Genomic DNA, 18119 nt, shown 5'->3' with positions numbered 1-18119 from the left:
GCAACGCGCGAGAATCGTGCGTCTCGATGCGCACCCGCAGCCCGGTTCCTGGATGAACCGGCCGGCCCGCGCATCGGCGACCCGGATTTTTCCTGACCGATAGACAGACGAGGAGCGAAACGATGCCGAAAGCAATCCGATACGACCAGCCGGGCGGCCCGGAGGTGATGAAGTGGGTCGATGTCGAGGTCGGCGAGCCGCAGGCGGGCGAAGTCCGCATCCGGCAGCACGCGGTCGGGCTCAACTACATCGACGTGTATTTCCGCACCGGCCTTTATCCGCAACCGCTGCCCGGCGGCCTCGGGATGGAGGCGGCGGGCGAGGTGACGGCCGTCGGCGACGGCGTGACCGCGTTCAAGGTCGGCGATCGCGTGGCGTATGTCGGGCAGCCGCCCGGCGCGTATGCGCAGGAGCGCGTGATGCCGGTCGGGCGGCTCGTGAAGCTGCCGGACGGCATCGGCTACGACGATGCGGCATCGGTGATGCTGCAGGGCCTGACCGCGCACTACCTGCTGCGTCGCACGTACCCGGTGAAGGCCGGCGACACGATCCTGATCCACGCGGCGGCCGGCGGCGTCGGCCTGCTCGTGTGCCAGTGGGCGAAGGCGCTCGGCGCGACCGTGATCGGGACGGTCGGTTCCGACGAAAAGGCCGCGCTCGCGAAGGCGCACGGCTGCGATCACCCGATCGTCTACACGCGCGAGAACTTCACGCAGCGCGTGAAGGAGATCACGCACGGCGCGGGCGTGCCGGTCGTCTACGATTCGATCGGCAAGGACACCTACATCGGCTCGCTCGACTGCCTCGCGCCGCTCGGTTATTTCGTCAGCTTCGGCAACGCGTCGGGCCCGCTGCCGCCGATCGATTCGAAGGAGTTCTCGTCGCGCGGGTCGCTGTTCTTCACGCGGCCGACGCTGTTCTCGTACATCGCGAAGCGCGCCGATCTCGAATCCGCGGCCGCCGAGCTGTTCGACGTGATCCTGTCGGGCAAGGTGAAGACCAGCATCAACCAGCGTTATCCGCTCGCGGAAGTCGGCCGCGCGCATGCCGAGCTCGAAGCGCGCAAGACCACCGGCTCGACGATCCTCGTTCCCTGACCCGATTCTCCGTGCCGGCGCCGCGCCGGCACGCGCCCTCGCGGGCGGCGCCCCGGCGCCGCCCGTCCCGCCTTCCGGTTCGCCTCGTCCGCGTGTTTACACGTTTTTTATATCCGCCCCGATACCTTTGACCCGTCCTTTACGTGCGTTCCCATAAGGTTCTAGTCGTCTGATTTCGACGACGGAGAACACAAAAATGGATGGGGTTTTCATCGGCGCTCTGGTGCTCTTCACCACGCTGATCCTCGGCTTGGTTGCCGGTTGCGACAAGCTCGTGCAATACGGTCGCGGGGGGCGGGCATGACCTGGATGCTTTGGCTGGCGGGCGCCTCCACGGCCCTGCTGTTCGCGTATCTCGTCTTTGCGCTGCTGCGCGCGGAGGACATCGAATGAACGCGAACAACCTGTTGCAGACGCTGCTGTTCATCGTCGTGCTGCTCGCGGCGGCCGTGCCGGTCGCGCGCTACCTGAGCGCGGTGATGGACGGCAGCTCGCGCGTCGTGCGCGTGTTCGGGCCGCTCGAACGCGCGCTGTACCGCATTGCCGGCGTCGATGCCGGCAGCGAGATGAACTGGAAACAGTACGCGATCGCGACGATCGCGTTCAACGCGCTCGGCGCGCTGTTCCTCTACGGCCTGTTGCGCCTGCAGGGCTTCCTGCCCGGCAACCCGCAGCAATTCGGCGCGATGACGGTCGACGGCGCGTTCAACACGGCCGTCAGCTTCGTCACCAACACGAACTGGCAGGACTACACGCCCGAGCAGACCGTCAGCTACCTGACGCAGATGCTCGGCCTGACCGTGCAGAACTTCCTGTCGGCGGCGACCGGCATCGTCGTCGTGATCGCGCTGATCCGCGGCTTCGCACGTCACACCGCGCAGACGATCGGCAACTTCTGGGTCGACCTGACGCGCGTGACGATGTACGTGCTCGTGCCGATGTCGGTCGTGATCGCCGCGCTGCTGATGAGCCAGGGCGTGATCCAGAACATGAAGGCCTACCAGGACGTGCCGGTGCTGCAGACGAGCACCTACGCGGCGCCGAAGCTCGACGCGCAGGGCAATCCGGTGAAGGACGACAAGGGGAATGCGGTCACGGTGCCGACGCCGCTGACCAGGCAGACGCTCGCGATGGGGCCGGTCGCGTCGCAGGAAGCGATCAAGATGCTCGGCACCAACGGCGGCGGATTCTTCAACGCGAACTCCGCCCATCCGTACGAGAACCCGACGCCGTTCGCGAACTTCGTCCAGATCTTCGCGATCCTGATCATTCCGGCCGCGCTGTGTCTCGTGTTCGGCCGCATGATCGGCGACCGCCGGCAGGGCATCGCGGTGCTCGCGGCGATGACGGTCGCGTTCGTGATCGCGATCGGTGTCGAGGTGAATGCCGAGCAGGGCGGCAACCCGACGCTCGCCGCGCTGCACGTCGATCAGTCGGCAAGCGCGCTGCAGCCGGGCGGCAACATGGAAGGCAAGGAAACGCGCTTCGGCATCGCGCAGACCGGCATCTTCACGGTCGCGACGACGGCCGCGTCGTGCGGCGCGGTCGACACGATGCACGATTCGCTGACGCCGCTCGGCGGCCTTGTGCCGATGCTGCTGATGCAGCTGGGCGAGGTGGTCTACGGTGGGGTCGGTTCGGGCCTCTACGGGATGCTCGTGTTCGCGCTGCTCGCGGTGTTCGTCGCGGGCCTGATGATCGGCCGCACGCCGGAGTACGTCGGCAAGAAGATCGAGGCGTACGAGATGAAGATGGTGTCGATCGTCGTATTGCTCACGCCGCTGCTCGTGCTGGTCGGCACGTCGATCGCCGTGCTCGCCGATGCGGGCAAGGCCGGCATCGCGAATCCCGGCCCGCACGGCTTCTCGGAAATCCTGTACGCGTTCAGCTCGGCCGCGAACAACAACGGCAGCGCGTTCGCGGGCCTGACGGTCGGCACGCCGTTCTACAACTGGATGACCGCGATCGCGATGTGGTTCGGCCGCTTCGGCACGATCGTGCCGGTGCTGGCGATCGCCGGCTCGCTCGCCGCGAAGAAGCGCATCGCGGTGACGAGCGGCACGCTGCCGACGCACGGTCCGCTGTTCGTCGTGCTGCTGCTGGGCACCGTGCTGCTGGTGGGCGCGCTGACCTACGTGCCGGCGCTCGCGCTCGGCCCGGGCGTCGAGCACCTGATGATGTGGCTGGGCGCATGACGCGCGGCGACACGTTGAAAAGACTGAAGAGATTGAAGAGATCGCAATGACTCAACATTCCGCAACACGGTCCATGTTCGACCCGGCGCTGCTGCGCCCGGCGATCGTGGACTCGTTCAAGAAACTCACGCCGCGCACGCAGTTCCGCAACCCGGTGATGTTCTGCGTGTACGTCGGCAGTATCCTGACCACGATCCTGTGGATCGCGGCGCTCGCCGGCCAGGCCGAGGCGCCCGCGGGCTTCATCCTCGCGATCGCGCTGTGGCTGTGGTTCACCGTGCTGTTCGCGAACTTCGCCGAGGCGCTTGCCGAAGGGCGCTCGAAGGCGCAGGCCGCGTCGCTGCGCAGCGCGAAGAAGGACGTGATGGCGAAGAAGCTCAACGAGCCGCATCCGAAGTCGCCGATCCGCGTCACGACCGCGTCGGATCTGCGTAAGGGCGACGTCGTGCTGGTCGAGGCCGGCGACGTGATCCCGGCCGACGGCGAGGTCGTCGACGGCGTCGCGTCGGTCGACGAATCGGCGATCACCGGCGAATCCGCGCCGGTGATCCGCGAATCGGGCGGCGACTTCTCGTCGGTGACGGGCGGCACGCGCGTGCTGTCCGACTGGATCGTCGTCAAGGTCACCGCGAACCCGGGCGAGGCGTTCCTCGACCGGATGATCGCGATGGTCGAAGGCGCGAAGCGCAAGAAGACGCCGAACGAGATCGCGCTGACGATCCTGCTGGTCGCGCTGACGATCGTGATGCTGCTCGCCACGGCGACGCTGCTGCCGTTCTCGATGTTCTCGGTCGATGCGATGAAGGCCGGCCACGTGGTGACGATCACCGCGCTCGTCGCGCTGCTCGTGTGCCTGATCCCGACGACGATCGGCGGCTTGCTGTCCGCGATCGGCGTGGCGGGGATGAGCCGGATGATGCAGGCGAACGTGATCGCGACGTCGGGCCGCGCGGTGGAAGCGGCCGGCGACGTCGACGTGCTGCTGCTCGACAAGACCGGCACGATCACGCTCGGCAACCGCCAGGCGTCGACGTTCGTGCCGGCACCGGGCGTGACCGAGGAAGCGCTGGCCGACGCCGCGCAACTGTCGTCGCTCGCCGACGAAACGCCGGAAGGCCGCAGCATCGTCGTGCTCGCGAAGGAGCGCTTCAACATCCGCCAGCGCGACATGGCGCAATTGCACGCGACGTTCCTCGGCTTTTCCGCGCAGACGCGGATGAGCGGCGTCGACCTGCCGGGCCGCGAGATCCGCAAGGGCGCGGCCGACGCGATCCGCCGCTACGTCGAGACGCATGGCAGCCGCTTCCCGGAAGACGTGCGCCGCGCGGTGGACGACGTCGCGCGCCGCGGCAGCACGCCGCTCGTCGTGGCCGACCTGCACGAAGGGGCGGCGCGCGTGCTCGGCGTGATCGAGCTGAAGGACATCGTGAAGGGCGGCATCAAGGAGCGCTTCGCGGAGCTGCGCAAGATGGGCATCAAGACCGTGATGGTGACGGGCGACAACCGGCTGACGGCCGCGGCGATCGCGGCGGAAGCGGGCGTCGACGACTTCCTCGCGGAAGCGACGCCGGAAACCAAGCTCGCGACGATCCGCGAGCACCAGGCCGCCGGGCGGCTCGTCGCGATGACGGGCGACGGCACGAACGACGCGCCGGCGCTCGCGCAGGCCGACGTGGCCGTCGCGATGAATACGGGCACGCAGGCCGCGAAGGAAGCCGGCAACATGGTCGACCTCGACTCGAACCCGACGAAGCTGATCGAGATCGTCGAGATCGGCAAGCAGATGCTGATGACGCGCGGCTCGCTGACGACGTTCTCGATCGCGAACGACATCGCGAAGTACTTCGCGATCATCCCGGCCGCGTTCGTGACGACCTACCCGCAATTGCGCGTGCTCGACATCATGCACCTGACGTCGCCGGCGTCCGCGATCCTGTCGGCGGTGATCTTCAACGCGCTGATCATCGTCGCGCTGATCCCGCTCGCGCTGAAGGGCGTCACGTACCGGCCGCTCGGCGCCGCGTCGCTGCTGCGCCGCAACCTGCTGGTCTACGGTCTCGGCGGCGTGCTGCTGCCGTTCCCGTTCATCAAGCTGATCGACATGACGCTCGCCGCACTCGGCTGGGCCTGAGCCGGCCGTCCTTGAAGGAAACATCATGAAAACGTTGATTCGCCCGCTCGTCGTGCTCTTTGTGGTCCTGACCGCCGTGACGGGCCTGGCCTACCCGGCCGTGATGACCGTGTTCGGCCAGGCCGTGTTCCCGTCGCAGGCGAACGGCAGCCTGATCGAGAAGAACGGCCAGGCGGTCGGCTCCGCGCTGATCGGCCAGTCGTTCGATGCGCCGAAGTATTTCTGGGGCCGGCTGTCGGCCACCGCGCCGATGCCGTACAACGCGACCGGCTCCGGCGGCTCGAACCTCGGCCCGCTGAATCCGTCGCTCGCCGACCAGGTGAAGGGGCGCATCGCCGCGCTGCGCGACGCCGGGACCGACATGTCGAAGCCCGTGCCGGTCGACCTCGTGACGGCGTCGGCGAGCGGTCTCGATCCGGAGATCACGCCGGCTGCGGCCGCATACCAGGTCGAACGCGTTGCAAAGGCGCGCAACCTGACGCCGGACGCGGTCGCGCAGCTGGTCGCCGCGAACACGACGGGCCGCCAGTTCGGCGTGCTCGGCGAGCCGCGCGTGAACGTGCTGAAGCTGAACCTCGCGCTCGACGCGGCGCAGGCCGCGCACTGATTCGGGTACCCGACGACCGGCGTCCGGCGCGGCATGACCCGCGCCGGACGCATTCATTCCCGACGGCGCATGCGCCGTCTTTGCCTTTTGCGGCGATTTGGCACAACAATGCTCGTACTCGCGCGCATCCGGGCGCTCCGCTTTCCTGACGCATGAACCGTCCCGATCCAGACCAACTCCTCGACAAGCTGCAGCGAGACGAAGAAAAGCAGCGGCGCGGCCAGCTCAAGATCTTCTTCGGCGCGTCGGCCGGTGTCGGCAAGACCTACGCGATGCTGCAGGCCGCGCGCCAGCGCCTGCAGGAAGGCGTCGACGTCGTCGTCGGCATCGTCGAGACCCACGGCCGTGGCGAGACCGCCGCGCTGCTCGACGGCCTCGACGTATTGCCGCTCGCGCGCATCGACTATCGCGGCCGCACGCTCGCCGAATTCGACCTCGACGGTGCGCTTGCCCGCCAGCCGCAACTGATCCTCGTCGACGAACTCGCGCATTCGAACGTGCAGGGCGCGCGGCACCTGAAGCGCTGGCAGGACGTCTACGAACTGCTCGACGCGGGCATCGACGTCTATACGACCGTCAACGTCCAGCATCTCGAAAGCCTGAACGACGTGGTCGGCGCGATCACCGGCATCCGCGTGTGGGAGACCGTGCCCGACCGCGTGTTCGACGCGGCCGACGAGGTCACGCTCGTCGACCTGCCGGCCGAGGAGCTGCTCGAGCGGATGCGCGACGGCAAGGTCTATCTCGCGCAGCAGGCCGAGCGCGCGGTGCGCAACTTCTTCCGCAAGGGCAACCTGATCGCGCTGCGTGAACTCGCGCTGCGCCGCACGGCCGATCGGGTCGATGCGCAAATGCGCGAATACCGCGCCGACCGTTCGATCCAGCGCATCTGGCAGGCGCGCGAGCGGCTGCTCGTGTGCGTCGGGCCGGGCGCCGAAGCGCCGACGCTCGTGCGCGCGGCCGCGCGGCTCGCCGCGAGCCTGAAGGCCGACTGGCTTGCCGTGTACGTGGAGACACCGCGCCTGCAGCGGCTGCCCGACGCGCGGCGGCAGCGCACGCTCGATGCGCTGAAGCTCGCCGCCGAGCTCGGCGCGGAAACGGCCACGCTCGCGGGCGCCGACGCGGTGGCCGCGCTGATCGGCTATGCGAAGGTGCGCAACGTGTCGAAGATCGTCGCGGGCGGCTCGCCGAAGGCCGGGCTCTTGCGCCGCCTCGCGCGGCCGTTCGGCGAGCAGCTCGCCGAACGCGCGGGCGACGTCGACCTGATGCTGATCCGCGCGTCCGCGAGCGACGAGGCGCGCGCCGCGCCGCTCGACGCGCGGGCGCGCGACTGGCGCGACGCGTTCGCGCAGTTCGGCACGCATCGTTCGCCGCCGCGCCACTACATCTATGCGGCCGCGATCTGCGCGGCGATCACGGTCGTCGCGAGCCTCGTGTCCGAGCGGCTCGACCTGACGAACCTCGTGATGCTGTACCTGCTTGGCGTGGTGTTCTCGGCCGTGCGGCTCGGGCGCGGCCCGGGCGTGCTGCAGTCGTTCCTGTCGGTGGCCGCGTTCGATTACTTCTTCGTGCCGCCGCGCATGTCGTTCTCGGTCAGCGACACGCAATACCTGCTGACCTTCTTCGGGATGCTGCTGACGTCGCTCGTGATCAGCCACCTGACGTCGACGCTGACGCGCCAGGCGAGTGTCGCGCAGCGCCGCGAGCGCCGCACCGGCGCGATCTACGCGATGGCGCGCGAGCTCGGCGCGGCGCTCACCACCGAGCAGATCGTCGAGATCGGCAGCCGCCACGTGGGCGAGGTGTTCCGCGCCCGCGTCGCGTTCCTGCTGCCCGACAGCGCGGACAAGGTGCGGCAGAAGATCGAGGAGCCGGACGCAGCCGTCACGCTGACGGGTGCCGACCTCGACAGCGACGTCGGCCAGTGGGTGTACGACCAGCAGAAGCCGGCCGGCCGCGGCACCGACACCTTGCCCGCGACGGCCGCGCTGTACCTGCCGCTGAAGGCGCCGATGCGCACGCGCGGCGTGCTGGCGGTCGCGTCGCGCGAGCCGCGCGAGCTCGAGGTGCCCGAGCAGCAGCGGATGCTCGACGCGTTCGCCGCGCAGATCGCGCTCGCGCTCGAGCGCGTGCACTACGTCGAGATCGCGCGCGACGCGCTCGTCAACATGGAGTCCGAGCGGCTGCGCAACTCGCTGCTGTCGGCGATCTCGCACGACCTGCGCACGCCGCTGACGACGATCGTCGGTTTCTCGTCGATGCTCGCGAACGGGCGCGCGGCCGCGCAGGGCGGCGACGCGGCGGCGGCCGAGCGGTTCGCGCAGCGCGAGGGCGAGCTGGTCGACGCGATCCACGACGAGGCGCTGCGCATGACGGGCATCGTCACGAACCTGCTCGACATGGCGCGGCTGCAGGCCGGCAGCCTGCAGCTCAAGCGCCAATGGTCGCTGCTCGAGGAGACCGTCGGCGCCGCGCTCGCCGCGTGCAAGCGCGTGCTCGCGCGTCATCCCGCGCGCGTCGCGCTGCCGGCCGACCTGCCGCTGCTGCAGATGGACGCGGTGCTGATGGAGCGCCTGTTCACCAACCTGTTCGAGAACGCCGCGAAGTACACGCCGCCCGATACGTCGATCGAGATCGGCGCGGAGCGCGTGACCGACGACGGGCTGCCGTTCGTGCGCGTGCATGTCGACGATCACGGCCCGGGCTTGCCGGCCGGGATGGAAACGCGCATCTTCGACAAGTTCACGCGCGGCGAGAAGGAGTCGGCGACGCCGGGCATCGGGCTCGGTCTCGCGATCTGCCGGGCGATCGTCGAGGCGCACGGCGGTAAAATCGGCGCGCTCAACCGCACCGCGCCCGACGGCCACGTGACGGGCGCGCGCTTCTGGTTCACGTTGCCGGTCGAGACGCCGCCGGCCGCGCCCGCCGTGCCCGACGACGAATCCGACCTGCCGGGCGCCTCGTCCCCATCCGAGTCATTGCCAGACCATGAGTGAACCCAGCCTGACCGTCGTCCTGATCGAGGACGAAAAGCAGATCCGCCGTTTCGTGCGCGCCGCGCTCGAGGAGGAGGACATCGCGGTGTTCGAGGCCGAGACCGGCAAGCAGGGGTTGATCGACGCGGCCACGCGCAAGCCCGACCTCGTGATCGTCGACCTCGGCCTGCCCGACACCGACGGCCTCGACGTGATCCGCGAACTGCGCGGCTGGTCCGAGGTGCCGGTGATCGTGCTGTCCGCGCGCACGCAGGAAGAGGAGAAGGTCGCCGCGCTCGACGCGGGCGCCGACGACTACCTGACCAAGCCGTTCGGCGTGTCCGAGCTGCGCGCGCGGATCCGCGCGCAACTGCGCCGGCGCAACCAGGGCGGCGCGAACGAGTCGCCGAAGGTGAGCTTCGGCACCGTGACCGTCGATCTCGCGCTGCGCCAGGTGTGGCGCGACGGCGAGATCGTGCACCTGACGCCGCTCGAATACCGGCTGCTCGCGACGCTCGTGCGGCACGCGGGGCGTGTGCTCACGCACCGCCAGCTGCTGCGCGACGTGTGGGGGCCGTCGCACGTCGAAAGCCATCACTACCTGCGCATCTACATGGCGCACCTGCGGCAGAAGCTCGAACTCGACCCCGCGCAGCCCGAGTACATCGTCACCGAGACGGGCGTCGGCTACCGGCTCGTCGGCGCCGCGTGACGGCGCGGCGAGGGCGCTGGCGGCATCCCCGCGCCGGACGTCGCGCGCCGGCAGGGTTGCGCCGGCGCGACAATCTCGCGCCGCGCGCCGGCCTCGCACACCGTCCGCTCATTCCCCGTTATCCTGACCGTTCCGCGAACGAAAACGAGGAGCGTGCAATGTCCGTCCGTCTGGTCGTCATCTGTGCGCTGGCGCTTGCTGCGCCCGGCGCGTTCGCCCAGCCGCTGCCGCCCGGGCAGCAGCCGCCCGCCCAGGCGGCGCTGGCCAACCCCGCGTCGGTCAACTGCGAGAAGCTCGGCGGCCGCCACGTGGTCCGCAGCCTGCCGCGCGGGCAGGTCGGGATGTGCATGTTCAAGGATGGCCGCGTGTGCGAGGAGTGGGCGCTGTACCGCGACGACCGCTGCGTCGGCGGCGGCGCGCCCAAGCGCGTGTCGAACTGACCGAACTGGCCGGGCCCGGCCGATCGCGCCCCGGATCGGCCGTTGGGCTGCCCCGCCGCGGCGGTCCGTAAGCAACTTGTTATACTCGGCGCCGCCCGGGGACGACCCCGGGTCATTCGCTTCAACGGGGACGGCCCCATCCGATACGGAGTACGTCGAGATGGCGTGGGTATGGTTGTTGATTGCCGGTTTGCTGGAAGTGGCCTGGGCGGCCGGCCTGAAATCGTCGGACGGCTTCACGAAGCTTGGTCCGTCGGTGTTCACGATCGTGACGGCGCTGGCCAGCTTCGGGCTGCTCGCGGTCGCGATGCGCCAGTTGCCGCTCGGCACCGCGTACGCGGTGTGGACGGGCATCGGCGCGGTCGGCGCGTTCGTGTTCGGCATCGTGATGATGGGCGAGGCGCTGACCGCCGCGCGCGTCGCGAGCGCCGCGCTGATCGTCGCGGGGCTGGTCGGCCTCAAGCTGTCGTCGGCCGCCTGACGCCGGCGTCAGGGCGTCGATACCGCGGCACCGGCATCCGGCCGCGCGTGTGCCCGGCATGTCGCGCTGCGGAATTGCGCCGGTCACCCGGATAGCCTGTCTATAATGGAACGCATTCGGGCCTGAATACCGTCGTGCCTCTCGCGGCACGCGGTGCCGGTCGCCACGCGCCGCGCGGCCGGCCTGTCCGACCCGATCCGGTCAATCGGCAAATCGCACGGAAAGTGCAAGGAGAGGGCGATGATCGAAGCCATTTCGCTCGGCGCGGGGCTCGCGTGGGCGAGCGGGCTGCGCCTGTACCTGACGGTGCTGATCGCCGGCGTGCTCGCGCGGGTCGGCTGGCTCCATCTGCCCGATACGCTGGCCGTCCTGATGTCGCCGTGGGTCATCGGCGCGGCGGCCGTGCTCACCCTCACCGAATTCCTGGCCGACAAGATCCCCGCATTCGACTCGCTGTGGGATGCCGTGCATACCTTCATCCGCATTCCCGCCGGTGCCGTCCTGGCCGCCGGCGCGCTCGGCCATGCCGATCCGACCGTGCTCGCGGTCGCGGGGCTCGCCGGCGGCTCGCTGGCCGGCGCCGCGCACGTCGCGAAGGCCGGCACGCGTGCGCTGATCAACCTGTCCCCCGAGCCGATTTCGAACTGGGTCGCGTCGTCGACCGAGGACGGCCTCGTCGTCGGCGGGCTCGTGCTCGCGTTCTTCGTTCCGCTCGCGTTCCTCGTGCTGCTCGCCGCGTTCATCGCGGCGTCGGCGTGGGCGCTGCCGCGTCTGTGGCGCGGCGTGTCGGGCGGCTTCCGCGGGATGGCGAACCACATGGTGTCGCGGCTCAACTCGATCGGGGGCAAGCGCGATTGAACGAGCGGCGACACGCGGCGCAGCCGCCGGCCGGGCAGCCCGGCCATGACGGGCCCGCGCAGGCAGGCCGCTTCGGCCTGCACGACCTGATCCGCCAGGCCGCCCGGATGACCGCGCGCGACTGGCGCGCGGGCGAGTTGACGTTGCTCGTCCTCGCGCTGGTGCTGGCGGTCGCGGCGCTGACGAGCGTCGGTTTTCTGGCCGACCGGCTGCGCCAGGGGCTCGAGCGCGATGCACGCCAGATGCTCGGCGCCGATTTCGTCGTGCGCGCCGATCGTCCCGTCGATCCGTCGTTCGACCGGCAGGCCCGGGCGCTCGGCCTGCGCACCGCGACGACCGCCATCTTCCCGAGCATGATCGCGTCCGCCGCGGGCGGCCAGGCAGCCGATGCCGCGCCGTCGCGCCTCGCAGCCGTGAAGGCCGTGTCGCCCGGGTATCCGCTGCGCGGCGCCGTGGACATCGTGCCGGCCGGCGCGACCACCGCGCAGAAGGCGGCCGCGATTCCCGCGCCCGGCACCGTGTGGGCCGATCCCGCGTTGCTCGACGCGTTGCACCTGAAGGCGGGCGACACCGTGCGCGTCGGTCTGCGCACGTTCACGGTCGCCGCGTCGATTTCCCGCGAACTCGATCGCGGTTTTTCGTTCGTCAATTTTTCGCCGCGGCTGATGATGCGCGCGGACGACCTCGCCGCGACGGGGCTGACGGGCTACGGCAGCCGCGTCACCTACCGGCTGCTGGTCGCCGGCGACGCACCGGCCGTCGCGCGTTTCGAAGCCTACGCGCACGCGCGCGTCGATGGCGGGAAACTGCGCGGCGTCGGGCTCGAGTCGTTGCAGGAGGGGCAGCCGCAGGTGCGGCAGACGCTGGACCGCGCGCGCCATTTCCTGACGCTCGTCGCGCTGCTGACCGCGCTGCTCGCGGCGGTCGCGATCGCGATGGCCGCCCAGCGCTACATGCGGCGCCATCTCGACGGTTGCGCGACGATGCGCTGCCTCGGCGTGAGCCGCCGCACGCTCGGCGCGCTGTTCGCGCTCGAATTCGCCGGGGTCGGCATCGTCTCGGGCGCCGCGGGCGCGGTGCTCGGCTACGGCGGCCACTGGGCGTTGCTGGCCGCGCTCGGCGGCCTGATCGACGTCGCGCTGCCGCCGCCGACGCTGTGGCCGGCGCTGATCGGCATGGGCGCGGCGCTCGTGCTGCTGCTCGGCTTCGCGCTGCCGCCGCTCGTGCCGCTCACGCGCGTGCCGCCGGTGCGCGTGCTGCGCCGCGAGTGGGGCGACGCGTCGCGCACCGCGTGGGCCGCGTATGCGATCGGCGTCGTGCTGTTCGCGGGGCTGCTGATCGTGGCGGCCGGCAACCTGAAGCTCGGCCTGATCGTCGCGGGCGGCTTCGCCGGCGCGCTGGTCGGTTTCGCCCTGATCGCGCGGCTCGTGCTGTTCGCGGCGGCACGTGCGGTACGCAACGCGCGCGTGGCCGCCGGCGTCGGCTGGCGCTACGCGCTGGCGTCGCTGCACCGGCGCGGCACGGCGAGCGCGCTGCAGATCACCGCGCTCGCGCTCGGCCTGATGTGCCTGCTGCTGATCGCGATCACGCGCAACGATCTCGTCGCGGGCTGGCGGCAGTCGACGCCGCCCGATGCGCCGAACCAGTTCCTGATCGATATCCAGCCCGACCAGCGCGACGACGTCGCGGCCTATCTGGCCGCGCACGGCGTGCGCGACGCGGTGCCCGCGCCGATGGTGCGCGGCCGCCTCGTCGCGATCAACGGCAAGCCGGTGAATCCGGACGCGTATCCGTCCGACGAGGCGCGCCGGCTCGTCGACCGCGAGTTCAACCTGTCGTATACGACCGAACTGCCGTCCGACAACCGGATCGTCGAGGGCGACTGGTTCGGCACCGCGGCGACGCCGCAGATCTCGATCGAGGCCGGCCTCGCGAAGACGCTGAACGTGAAGCCGGGCGACACGCTGCGTTTCGACGTGACGGGGCTGACGGTCGACGCGCCGGTCACGAGCGTGCGCAAGCTCGACTGGGGTTCGTTCCGCGTGAACTTCTTCGTGCTGATGCCGCCGCCGGTGCTGAAGGATTTCCCGGCCGTCTACCTGACGAGCTTCCATTTGCCCGCATCGAACGCCGCGCTGCTCGATCCGCTGATCGCGCGCTATCCGAACCTGACCGCGATCGACGTCGCGCCGATCCTCGCGCAGTTGCAGCGGATGATGCTGCAGGTGGTCGGCGCGGTGCAGTTCCTGTTCGCGTTCACGCTCGCGGCCGGCGTGCTCGTGCTGTACACGGCGCTTGCCGGCTCGCGCGACGAGCGCGTGCGCGAGGCCGCGCTGCTGCGCGCGCTCGGCGCGTCGCGCGCGCAGGTCAATGCGGTACAGCGCGCGGAATTCGTCGTGGTCGGCGCGCTGGCCGGCGTGCTGGCTTCGGCGGGCGCGATCGCGGTCGGCTGGGTGCTCGCGTCGCGCGTGTTCGATTTCCAGCTCGCCGTCGATCCGTGGCTCGTGCCGGCCGGCATCGCGGCCGGTGTCGCCTGCGCCGGTGCGGCCGGCTGGCTGAGCCTGCATAATGTGTTGCGGCGCCCCGCGCTGCAGTCGCTGCGCGACGCATGAGCGTCGCCGGCGGCCCCGAAGATCCCGTTTTCCGACTATCCGTATGACCGATGTGAATGACGATGCGCCGTCGCAGCCGACGGCGTTCGAACTCGTGGGCGGCGAAGCCCGCGTGCGCGAAATGGTGGACCGCTTCTACGACCTGATGGACCTCGAGCCGGAGTTCGCGCAGATTCGCGCGCTGCATCCGCAGTCGCTCGACGGCTCGCGCGACAAGCTGTTCTGGTTCCTGTGCGGCTGGCTCGGCGGCCCCGACCACTACATCAGCCGGTTCGGCCATCCGCGGTTGCGCGCGCGGCACCTGCCGTTCCCGATCGCGTCGGTCGAGCGCGACCAGTGGCTGCGCTGCATGGCGTGGGCGATGGAGGATGTCGGGCTGGCCGAGCCGCTGCGCGAGCGGCTGATGCATTCGTTCTACGACACGGCCGACTGGATGCGCAACCGGCCCGGTTGATCGACCGGTACGCCGCTGCCCGTGCGCCGGACGATCTGCGTCTGGGCGCGCGGGAGGCATCGCGCGACACTGGCCGTTTCCTCCACCGATACGAGGCTCGCCCGATGACGACACAAGCGCTGTTTCGCGAAGACGCGTACCTCACGCAATGCGACGCGATGGTCCGGGCCGTCGGCGACGACGGCATCCGGCTCGACCGCACGGTGTTCTATCCGCTCGGCGGCGGCCAGGCCGGCGACACCGGCACGCTGACGCTGCCCGACGGCGGCACGATCGTGATCGCCGACACGCGCAAGGCGAAGTTCGACGGCGCGACGCCCGACGACGCCGTCCACGTGCCGGCGCCGGGGCAGGAGGCCCGCGTCGCGGCGCTCGCGCCCGGCACGCGCGTGATCGCGGAGATCGACTGGCTGCGCCGCTACCGGCACATGCGTTTGCACACGGCCGCGCACCTGATGTGCGCGGTGCTGCCGTACGCGGTCGATGGCTGCAGCGTGACGGCCGACTACGTGCGGCTCGATTTCGCGACGTCCGATGCGATCGACCGCGACGACGTCGAACGGCGTCTCGCGGCGCTGGTCGGCGGCGCGCATCCGGTCACGACCGAATGGATCACCGACGACGAGATGGCCGAGCGGCCCGAACTCGTGCGCACGATGAGCGTGAAGCCGCCGATGGGCCTCGGCCGCGTGCGGCTGCTGCGGATCGAGCAAGTCGACCTGCAGCCGTGCGGCGGCACGCATGTGCGCAACACGTCCGAAATCGGCGCGCTGCGGGTCGCGAAACTGGAAAAGAAGAGCGCGCGTACACGGCGCCTCGTCCTGGCGTTTGCATGACGATCGACACCGGCCACGCCGGCGCGGCAGCGCTGGATCCGCAAGCACGGGAGATTCTGGATTTCTGGTTCGGCGAGCCGGGCTCGGCCGAATTCGGGCGGCAACGCAAGGTGTGGTTCAACGGCGGCGCCGCCTTCGACGATCTGCTGCGCGCACGCTATGGCGCGTTGCTCGACGCCGCATGCGACGGCGCCTGCGATCACTGGGCCGGCTCGCCGTCGGGTGCGCTGGCGTTGATCGTCGTGCTGGACCAGTTCTCGCGCAACATCCATCGCGGCACGCCGCGCGCGTTTGCCGCCGATCCGAAGGCGCTCGCGATCGCCCGCCGTGTCGTCGCGACCGGCTGGGACGCACGGCTGCCGAGCGGGCATCATCGTGCGTTCGCGTACCTGCCGTTCGAGCACGACGAGTCGGTCGAGAGCCAGCGCGAAGCCGTGCGCCTGTGCGCGGGCATTCGCGACGAGGCCGGGTGCGAGCGTTATCACCGCTTCGCCGTGCTGCACGCGGCGGTCGTCGAGCGCTTCGGCCGTTTCCCGCACCGGAACGCGATCCTCGGCCGCGCGTCGACCGACGAGGAAACGGCGTTCCTGCGCGAGCCCGGTTCGTCGTTCTGAAGATCCAGGCCGTGGTGTAAAGGGGAGTGCGAGCCCGCGGCTTGATGCGGGTGCGTCAAGGATGGATATCGCGCAGAGGTTGCGCGCCGGCCGACCGGGCGGGCGCGACCGGTGCGAAAGATGAAGGCGGGCAGGGCGGCGCACCGCCCTGTGTCACTGCAGGTGCTGTTCGGGCGTCCGCACGTACACGCGCAGCAGTTCCTCGTTGTCGCCCGGGCGGGCGCCGGTCCAGAACAGTTGCCATTCGCTGCCGGGTGCCGGATCGACGGCACGCACGCCCTGGACGATCATCCACGTGCAGCGCGTCGACTTCGCGTCGTCGATCGGCGTGTGCTGGATGCCGGAGAAGTAGTACAGCATCGGCGCTTCCGATTCGCCGAGCCCGTGCAGGCTCGCCATGCAGTCGCCGTCGTTCCATTCGAGCGCGAGATGCGCGTTCAGGTCGTCGAACACCGAGCGGTAGCTCTTCGCGACGTCGAGCCACGGCAGCAGCAGCGTATAGACGAGGCCCCACGCGACGAGCGCGCCGGCGCCCCACGACAGCGCGCCGCGCCACAGGCCCGTCGAGCGCAGCTTCGGCAACAGTGTCAGCCAGCCGATGGTCAGCGCGAGCGCACCGATCACGAGCGCGGGCCGGATCGGCATCGTCCAGTCGAGCGGCAGCCAGCGGCCGAGCAGCGCGAGATCGGCGCGCGACGCGGCCGGATCGGCCATTACGGCCCAGATCGCCCACGCGAGCGCGACGGTCGTGCCGAACAGCACGCGGCTGAAATAATCCCACGCGAGATGCAACCGGCGCGGCAGGCGGTCGATCGCCTGCGCAGCAACCAGCGCGAGCGGCGCGAAGAACGGCAGGATGTAGAGCTGGCGCGACGTCGCGGATATTTGCAGCACCACGAGCCCGATACCGGCGAACAGCACCGGCAGCGCGACGCGCGGCGTGCGCCAGTCGCGCCATGCGCCGCGCGCGACGGCGACGATCGCGAGCGGCGCGACCGGGAAGCCGACGAGCAGGAACGCACGCAGGATGAAGAACGGCTTGTCGTTTTCCGCGCCGAGTTCGGGGACGGAGAAGCCGAAGAACCGGCCGACGTTGTTGTCCCAGAACCACGTCATGAACAGCGTTTCGGAGCGCAGGAACAGCGCGGTCGGCCAGATCAGCGCGAACGGCGCGAACACGAGCGCGGCGACACCGAGCGCGCGCGCGAACGAGCGGGTGCGGCAGGCCGGGTAGAGCACCAGCGTGCAGACGAGCGTGGCCGCGAACACGAGCGGCACGAACAGCCCCTTCGTCATCAGCGCGATGCCGACGCCCGCGCCGAAGAGCGGCGCGGCCCAGCGGCCCGACGGCCGGACCGGCAGCCCGTGCCGCATCTGCTGCGCGCGCGCGACGTGCTGCATCACGAGTTCGAGCAGCCCGCAGAAGCCCATCGCCGTGCCGGCGAACAGCGCGACGTCCGTCATCATGTCGTGCAGGTGCTTGATGACGACGAGCGTGCTCGCGCTCAGCACGACGGGGCCGATCACGCGCAGGTCGAACCAGCTGTCCGCGCGGCTGGCGACGCGCGCCGCACGTGCGATGAAGCCGAACGCGAGCGTGGCGAACAGCGCGCTGGCGAGTCGCGCCGCATCGTGCAGCGGCATCACGCGCTGCAGCAGCCAGGCGAGGCTCGTCGCGACCCATGCGTAAAGCGGCGGCTTTTCCATGAACGGCAGGCCGGCATTGGTCGGCACGACGAAGTCGCCGGTCTCGAGCATGTGCTGGATGATGCCGAACGTATAGGTTTCGTCCTGTTTCCACGGATCGTGGCCGAGCACGCCCGGCAGCGTGTACGCGCAGACCAGCACGGCGACGAGCAGCCAGGCCCGCCAGCCGAGCAGGGCCGCGCGGTCGCGCGCGGTGCGGGTTGCGGTGGTCGACGCCACGACGGGCGTGCCGGCGGCGTCGAGCGTCGCGGTGGCGTCGGTGTCGGCAGTCGAGCGGGTGTGCTGAGCCGGCGCGGGCACAGACGTGCGTCGCCGGCTGGGCGCTGCGGTTCCAGGCATGGAAAAGATCTCGGGTCGAGTCGAGCCGGTCCGCTACTTGGGCGGGACCGATAAGGGCCAC

Annotated in this window: 15 protein-coding genes; 14 read left to right on the top strand and 1 reads right to left on the bottom strand. The window is 70.2% G+C overall.

The window, feature by feature from the left end; genetic code table 11:
- Window positions 1–122 precede the first annotated feature (122 nt).
- The 14 genes from VXM69_RS14175 (at window position 123) to VXM69_RS14110 (ending at window position 16012) form a co-directional block, all read left to right on the top strand.
- Entirely contained in the window at window positions 123–1097 is a 975-nt protein-coding gene (locus tag VXM69_RS14175) for a quinone oxidoreductase (protein ID WP_069705567.1), read from the top strand.
- 300 nt (window positions 1098–1397) lie between these two features.
- Window positions 1398–1490, top strand: a complete 93-nt coding sequence (gene kdpF / locus VXM69_RS14170) for a K(+)-transporting ATPase subunit F (protein WP_006752209.1) — start codon at window positions 1398–1400, stop codon at window positions 1488–1490.
- On the top strand, window positions 1487–3292 hold the full coding sequence (gene kdpA, locus VXM69_RS14165; RefSeq protein ID WP_367189767.1) for a potassium-transporting ATPase subunit KdpA: 1806 nt from the start codon (window positions 1487–1489) through the stop codon (window positions 3290–3292). The genes kdpF and kdpA overlap by 4 nt, the downstream gene beginning before the upstream one ends.
- 46 nt (window positions 3293–3338) lie before the next feature.
- The gene (kdpB, locus tag VXM69_RS14160) at window positions 3339–5423 is read left to right on the top strand and encodes a potassium-transporting ATPase subunit KdpB (protein WP_034190773.1); all 2085 of its coding nucleotides are present in this window, start codon (window positions 3339–3341) and stop codon (window positions 5421–5423) included.
- Between the two features lie 25 nt (window positions 5424–5448).
- Window positions 5449–6030: a potassium-transporting ATPase subunit KdpC gene (gene kdpC, locus VXM69_RS14155; RefSeq protein WP_049036776.1), complete on the top strand. Its 582-nt coding sequence runs from the start codon at window positions 5449–5451 to the stop codon at window positions 6028–6030.
- A gap of 152 nt (window positions 6031–6182) precedes the next feature.
- A complete protein-coding gene (locus tag VXM69_RS14150) occupies window positions 6183–9026 on the top strand; it encodes a DUF4118 domain-containing protein (RefSeq protein WP_059558123.1) in 2844 nt (947 codons plus the stop codon).
- On the top strand, window positions 9019–9717 hold the full coding sequence (gene kdpE / locus VXM69_RS14145) for a two-component system response regulator KdpE (protein WP_034190776.1): 699 nt from the start codon (window positions 9019–9021) through the stop codon (window positions 9715–9717). The genes VXM69_RS14150 and kdpE overlap by 8 nt, the downstream gene beginning before the upstream one ends.
- A gap of 158 nt (window positions 9718–9875) precedes the next feature.
- On the top strand, window positions 9876–10157 hold the full coding sequence (locus tag VXM69_RS14140; protein WP_034190835.1) for a DUF333 domain-containing protein: 282 nt from the start codon (window positions 9876–9878) through the stop codon (window positions 10155–10157).
- A gap of 160 nt (window positions 10158–10317) precedes the next feature.
- Window positions 10318–10638, top strand: a complete 321-nt coding sequence (gene sugE, locus VXM69_RS14135; RefSeq protein ID WP_034190777.1) for a quaternary ammonium compound efflux SMR transporter SugE — start codon at window positions 10318–10320, stop codon at window positions 10636–10638.
- Between the two features lie 240 nt (window positions 10639–10878).
- A complete protein-coding gene (locus VXM69_RS14130) occupies window positions 10879–11496 on the top strand; it encodes a DUF4126 domain-containing protein (protein WP_034190778.1) in 618 nt (205 codons plus the stop codon).
- Window positions 11493–14108, top strand: coding sequence for an ABC transporter permease (locus VXM69_RS14125; RefSeq protein WP_367189766.1), 2616 nt, complete (start codon window positions 11493–11495; stop codon window positions 14106–14108). The genes VXM69_RS14130 and VXM69_RS14125 overlap by 4 nt, the downstream gene beginning before the upstream one ends.
- 43 nt (window positions 14109–14151) lie before the next feature.
- Window positions 14152–14562, top strand: a complete 411-nt coding sequence (locus VXM69_RS14120) for a group II truncated hemoglobin (protein WP_034190779.1) — start codon at window positions 14152–14154, stop codon at window positions 14560–14562.
- Between the two features lie 104 nt (window positions 14563–14666).
- Window positions 14667–15398 carry an alanyl-tRNA editing protein gene (locus VXM69_RS14115; protein WP_367189765.1) on the top strand — a complete coding sequence of 244 codons (732 nt, stop codon included), beginning with the start codon at window positions 14667–14669 and terminating at the stop codon, window positions 15396–15398.
- Window positions 15395–16012, top strand: a complete 618-nt coding sequence (locus VXM69_RS14110; RefSeq protein ID WP_059558120.1) for a DUF924 family protein — start codon at window positions 15395–15397, stop codon at window positions 16010–16012. Before VXM69_RS14115 ends, VXM69_RS14110 begins: the two co-directional genes overlap by 4 nt.
- 153 nt (window positions 16013–16165) lie before the next feature.
- On the opposite strand, the gene VXM69_RS14105 is transcribed toward VXM69_RS14110, so the two are convergent.
- Entirely contained in the window at window positions 16166–18058 is a 1893-nt protein-coding gene (locus VXM69_RS14105; protein WP_124609487.1) for a glycosyltransferase family 39 protein, read from the bottom strand.
- Between the last annotated feature and the right edge of the window lie 61 nt (window positions 18059–18119).

Source organism: Burkholderia sp. Ed8 (assembly GCF_040761425.1).
GTDB classification, from domain to species: Bacteria; Pseudomonadota; Gammaproteobacteria; order Burkholderiales; family Burkholderiaceae; genus Burkholderia; species Burkholderia seminalis.
The sequence above is the reverse complement of the archived record's forward strand: the minus strand, read 5'-3'. Positions and strand labels throughout refer to the sequence as shown.

What these genes read in the sequence shown, in the direction of transcription:
- VXM69_RS14130 (WP_034190778.1), top strand. Translation starts at nt 10,879, where the DNA reads ATGATCGAAGCCATTTCGCTCGGCGCGGGGCTCGCGTGGGCGAGCGGG.
- VXM69_RS14110 (WP_059558120.1), top strand. Translation starts at nt 15,395, where the DNA reads ATGACGATCGACACCGGCCACGCCGGCGCGGCAGCGCTGGATCCGCAA.
- VXM69_RS14140 (WP_034190835.1), top strand. Translation starts at nt 9,876, where the DNA reads ATGTCCGTCCGTCTGGTCGTCATCTGTGCGCTGGCGCTTGCTGCGCCC.
- VXM69_RS14115 (WP_367189765.1), top strand. Translation starts at nt 14,667, where the DNA reads ATGACGACACAAGCGCTGTTTCGCGAAGACGCGTACCTCACGCAATGC.
- VXM69_RS14150 (WP_059558123.1), top strand. Translation starts at nt 6,183, where the DNA reads ATGAACCGTCCCGATCCAGACCAACTCCTCGACAAGCTGCAGCGAGAC.
- kdpC (WP_049036776.1), top strand. Translation starts at nt 5,449, where the DNA reads ATGAAAACGTTGATTCGCCCGCTCGTCGTGCTCTTTGTGGTCCTGACC.
- kdpB (WP_034190773.1), top strand. Translation starts at nt 3,339, where the DNA reads ATGACTCAACATTCCGCAACACGGTCCATGTTCGACCCGGCGCTGCTG.
- sugE (WP_034190777.1), top strand. Translation starts at nt 10,318, where the DNA reads ATGGCGTGGGTATGGTTGTTGATTGCCGGTTTGCTGGAAGTGGCCTGG.
- VXM69_RS14120 (WP_034190779.1), top strand. Translation starts at nt 14,152, where the DNA reads ATGACCGATGTGAATGACGATGCGCCGTCGCAGCCGACGGCGTTCGAA.
- VXM69_RS14105 (WP_124609487.1), bottom strand. Translation starts at nt 18,058, where the DNA reads ATGCCTGGAACCGCAGCGCCCAGCCGGCGACGCACGTCTGTGCCCGCG.
- VXM69_RS14175 (WP_069705567.1), top strand. Translation starts at nt 123, where the DNA reads ATGCCGAAAGCAATCCGATACGACCAGCCGGGCGGCCCGGAGGTGATG.
- kdpA (WP_367189767.1), top strand. Translation starts at nt 1,487, where the DNA reads ATGAACGCGAACAACCTGTTGCAGACGCTGCTGTTCATCGTCGTGCTG.
- kdpF (WP_006752209.1), top strand. Translation starts at nt 1,398, where the DNA reads ATGACCTGGATGCTTTGGCTGGCGGGCGCCTCCACGGCCCTGCTGTTC.
- kdpE (WP_034190776.1), top strand. Translation starts at nt 9,019, where the DNA reads ATGAGTGAACCCAGCCTGACCGTCGTCCTGATCGAGGACGAAAAGCAG.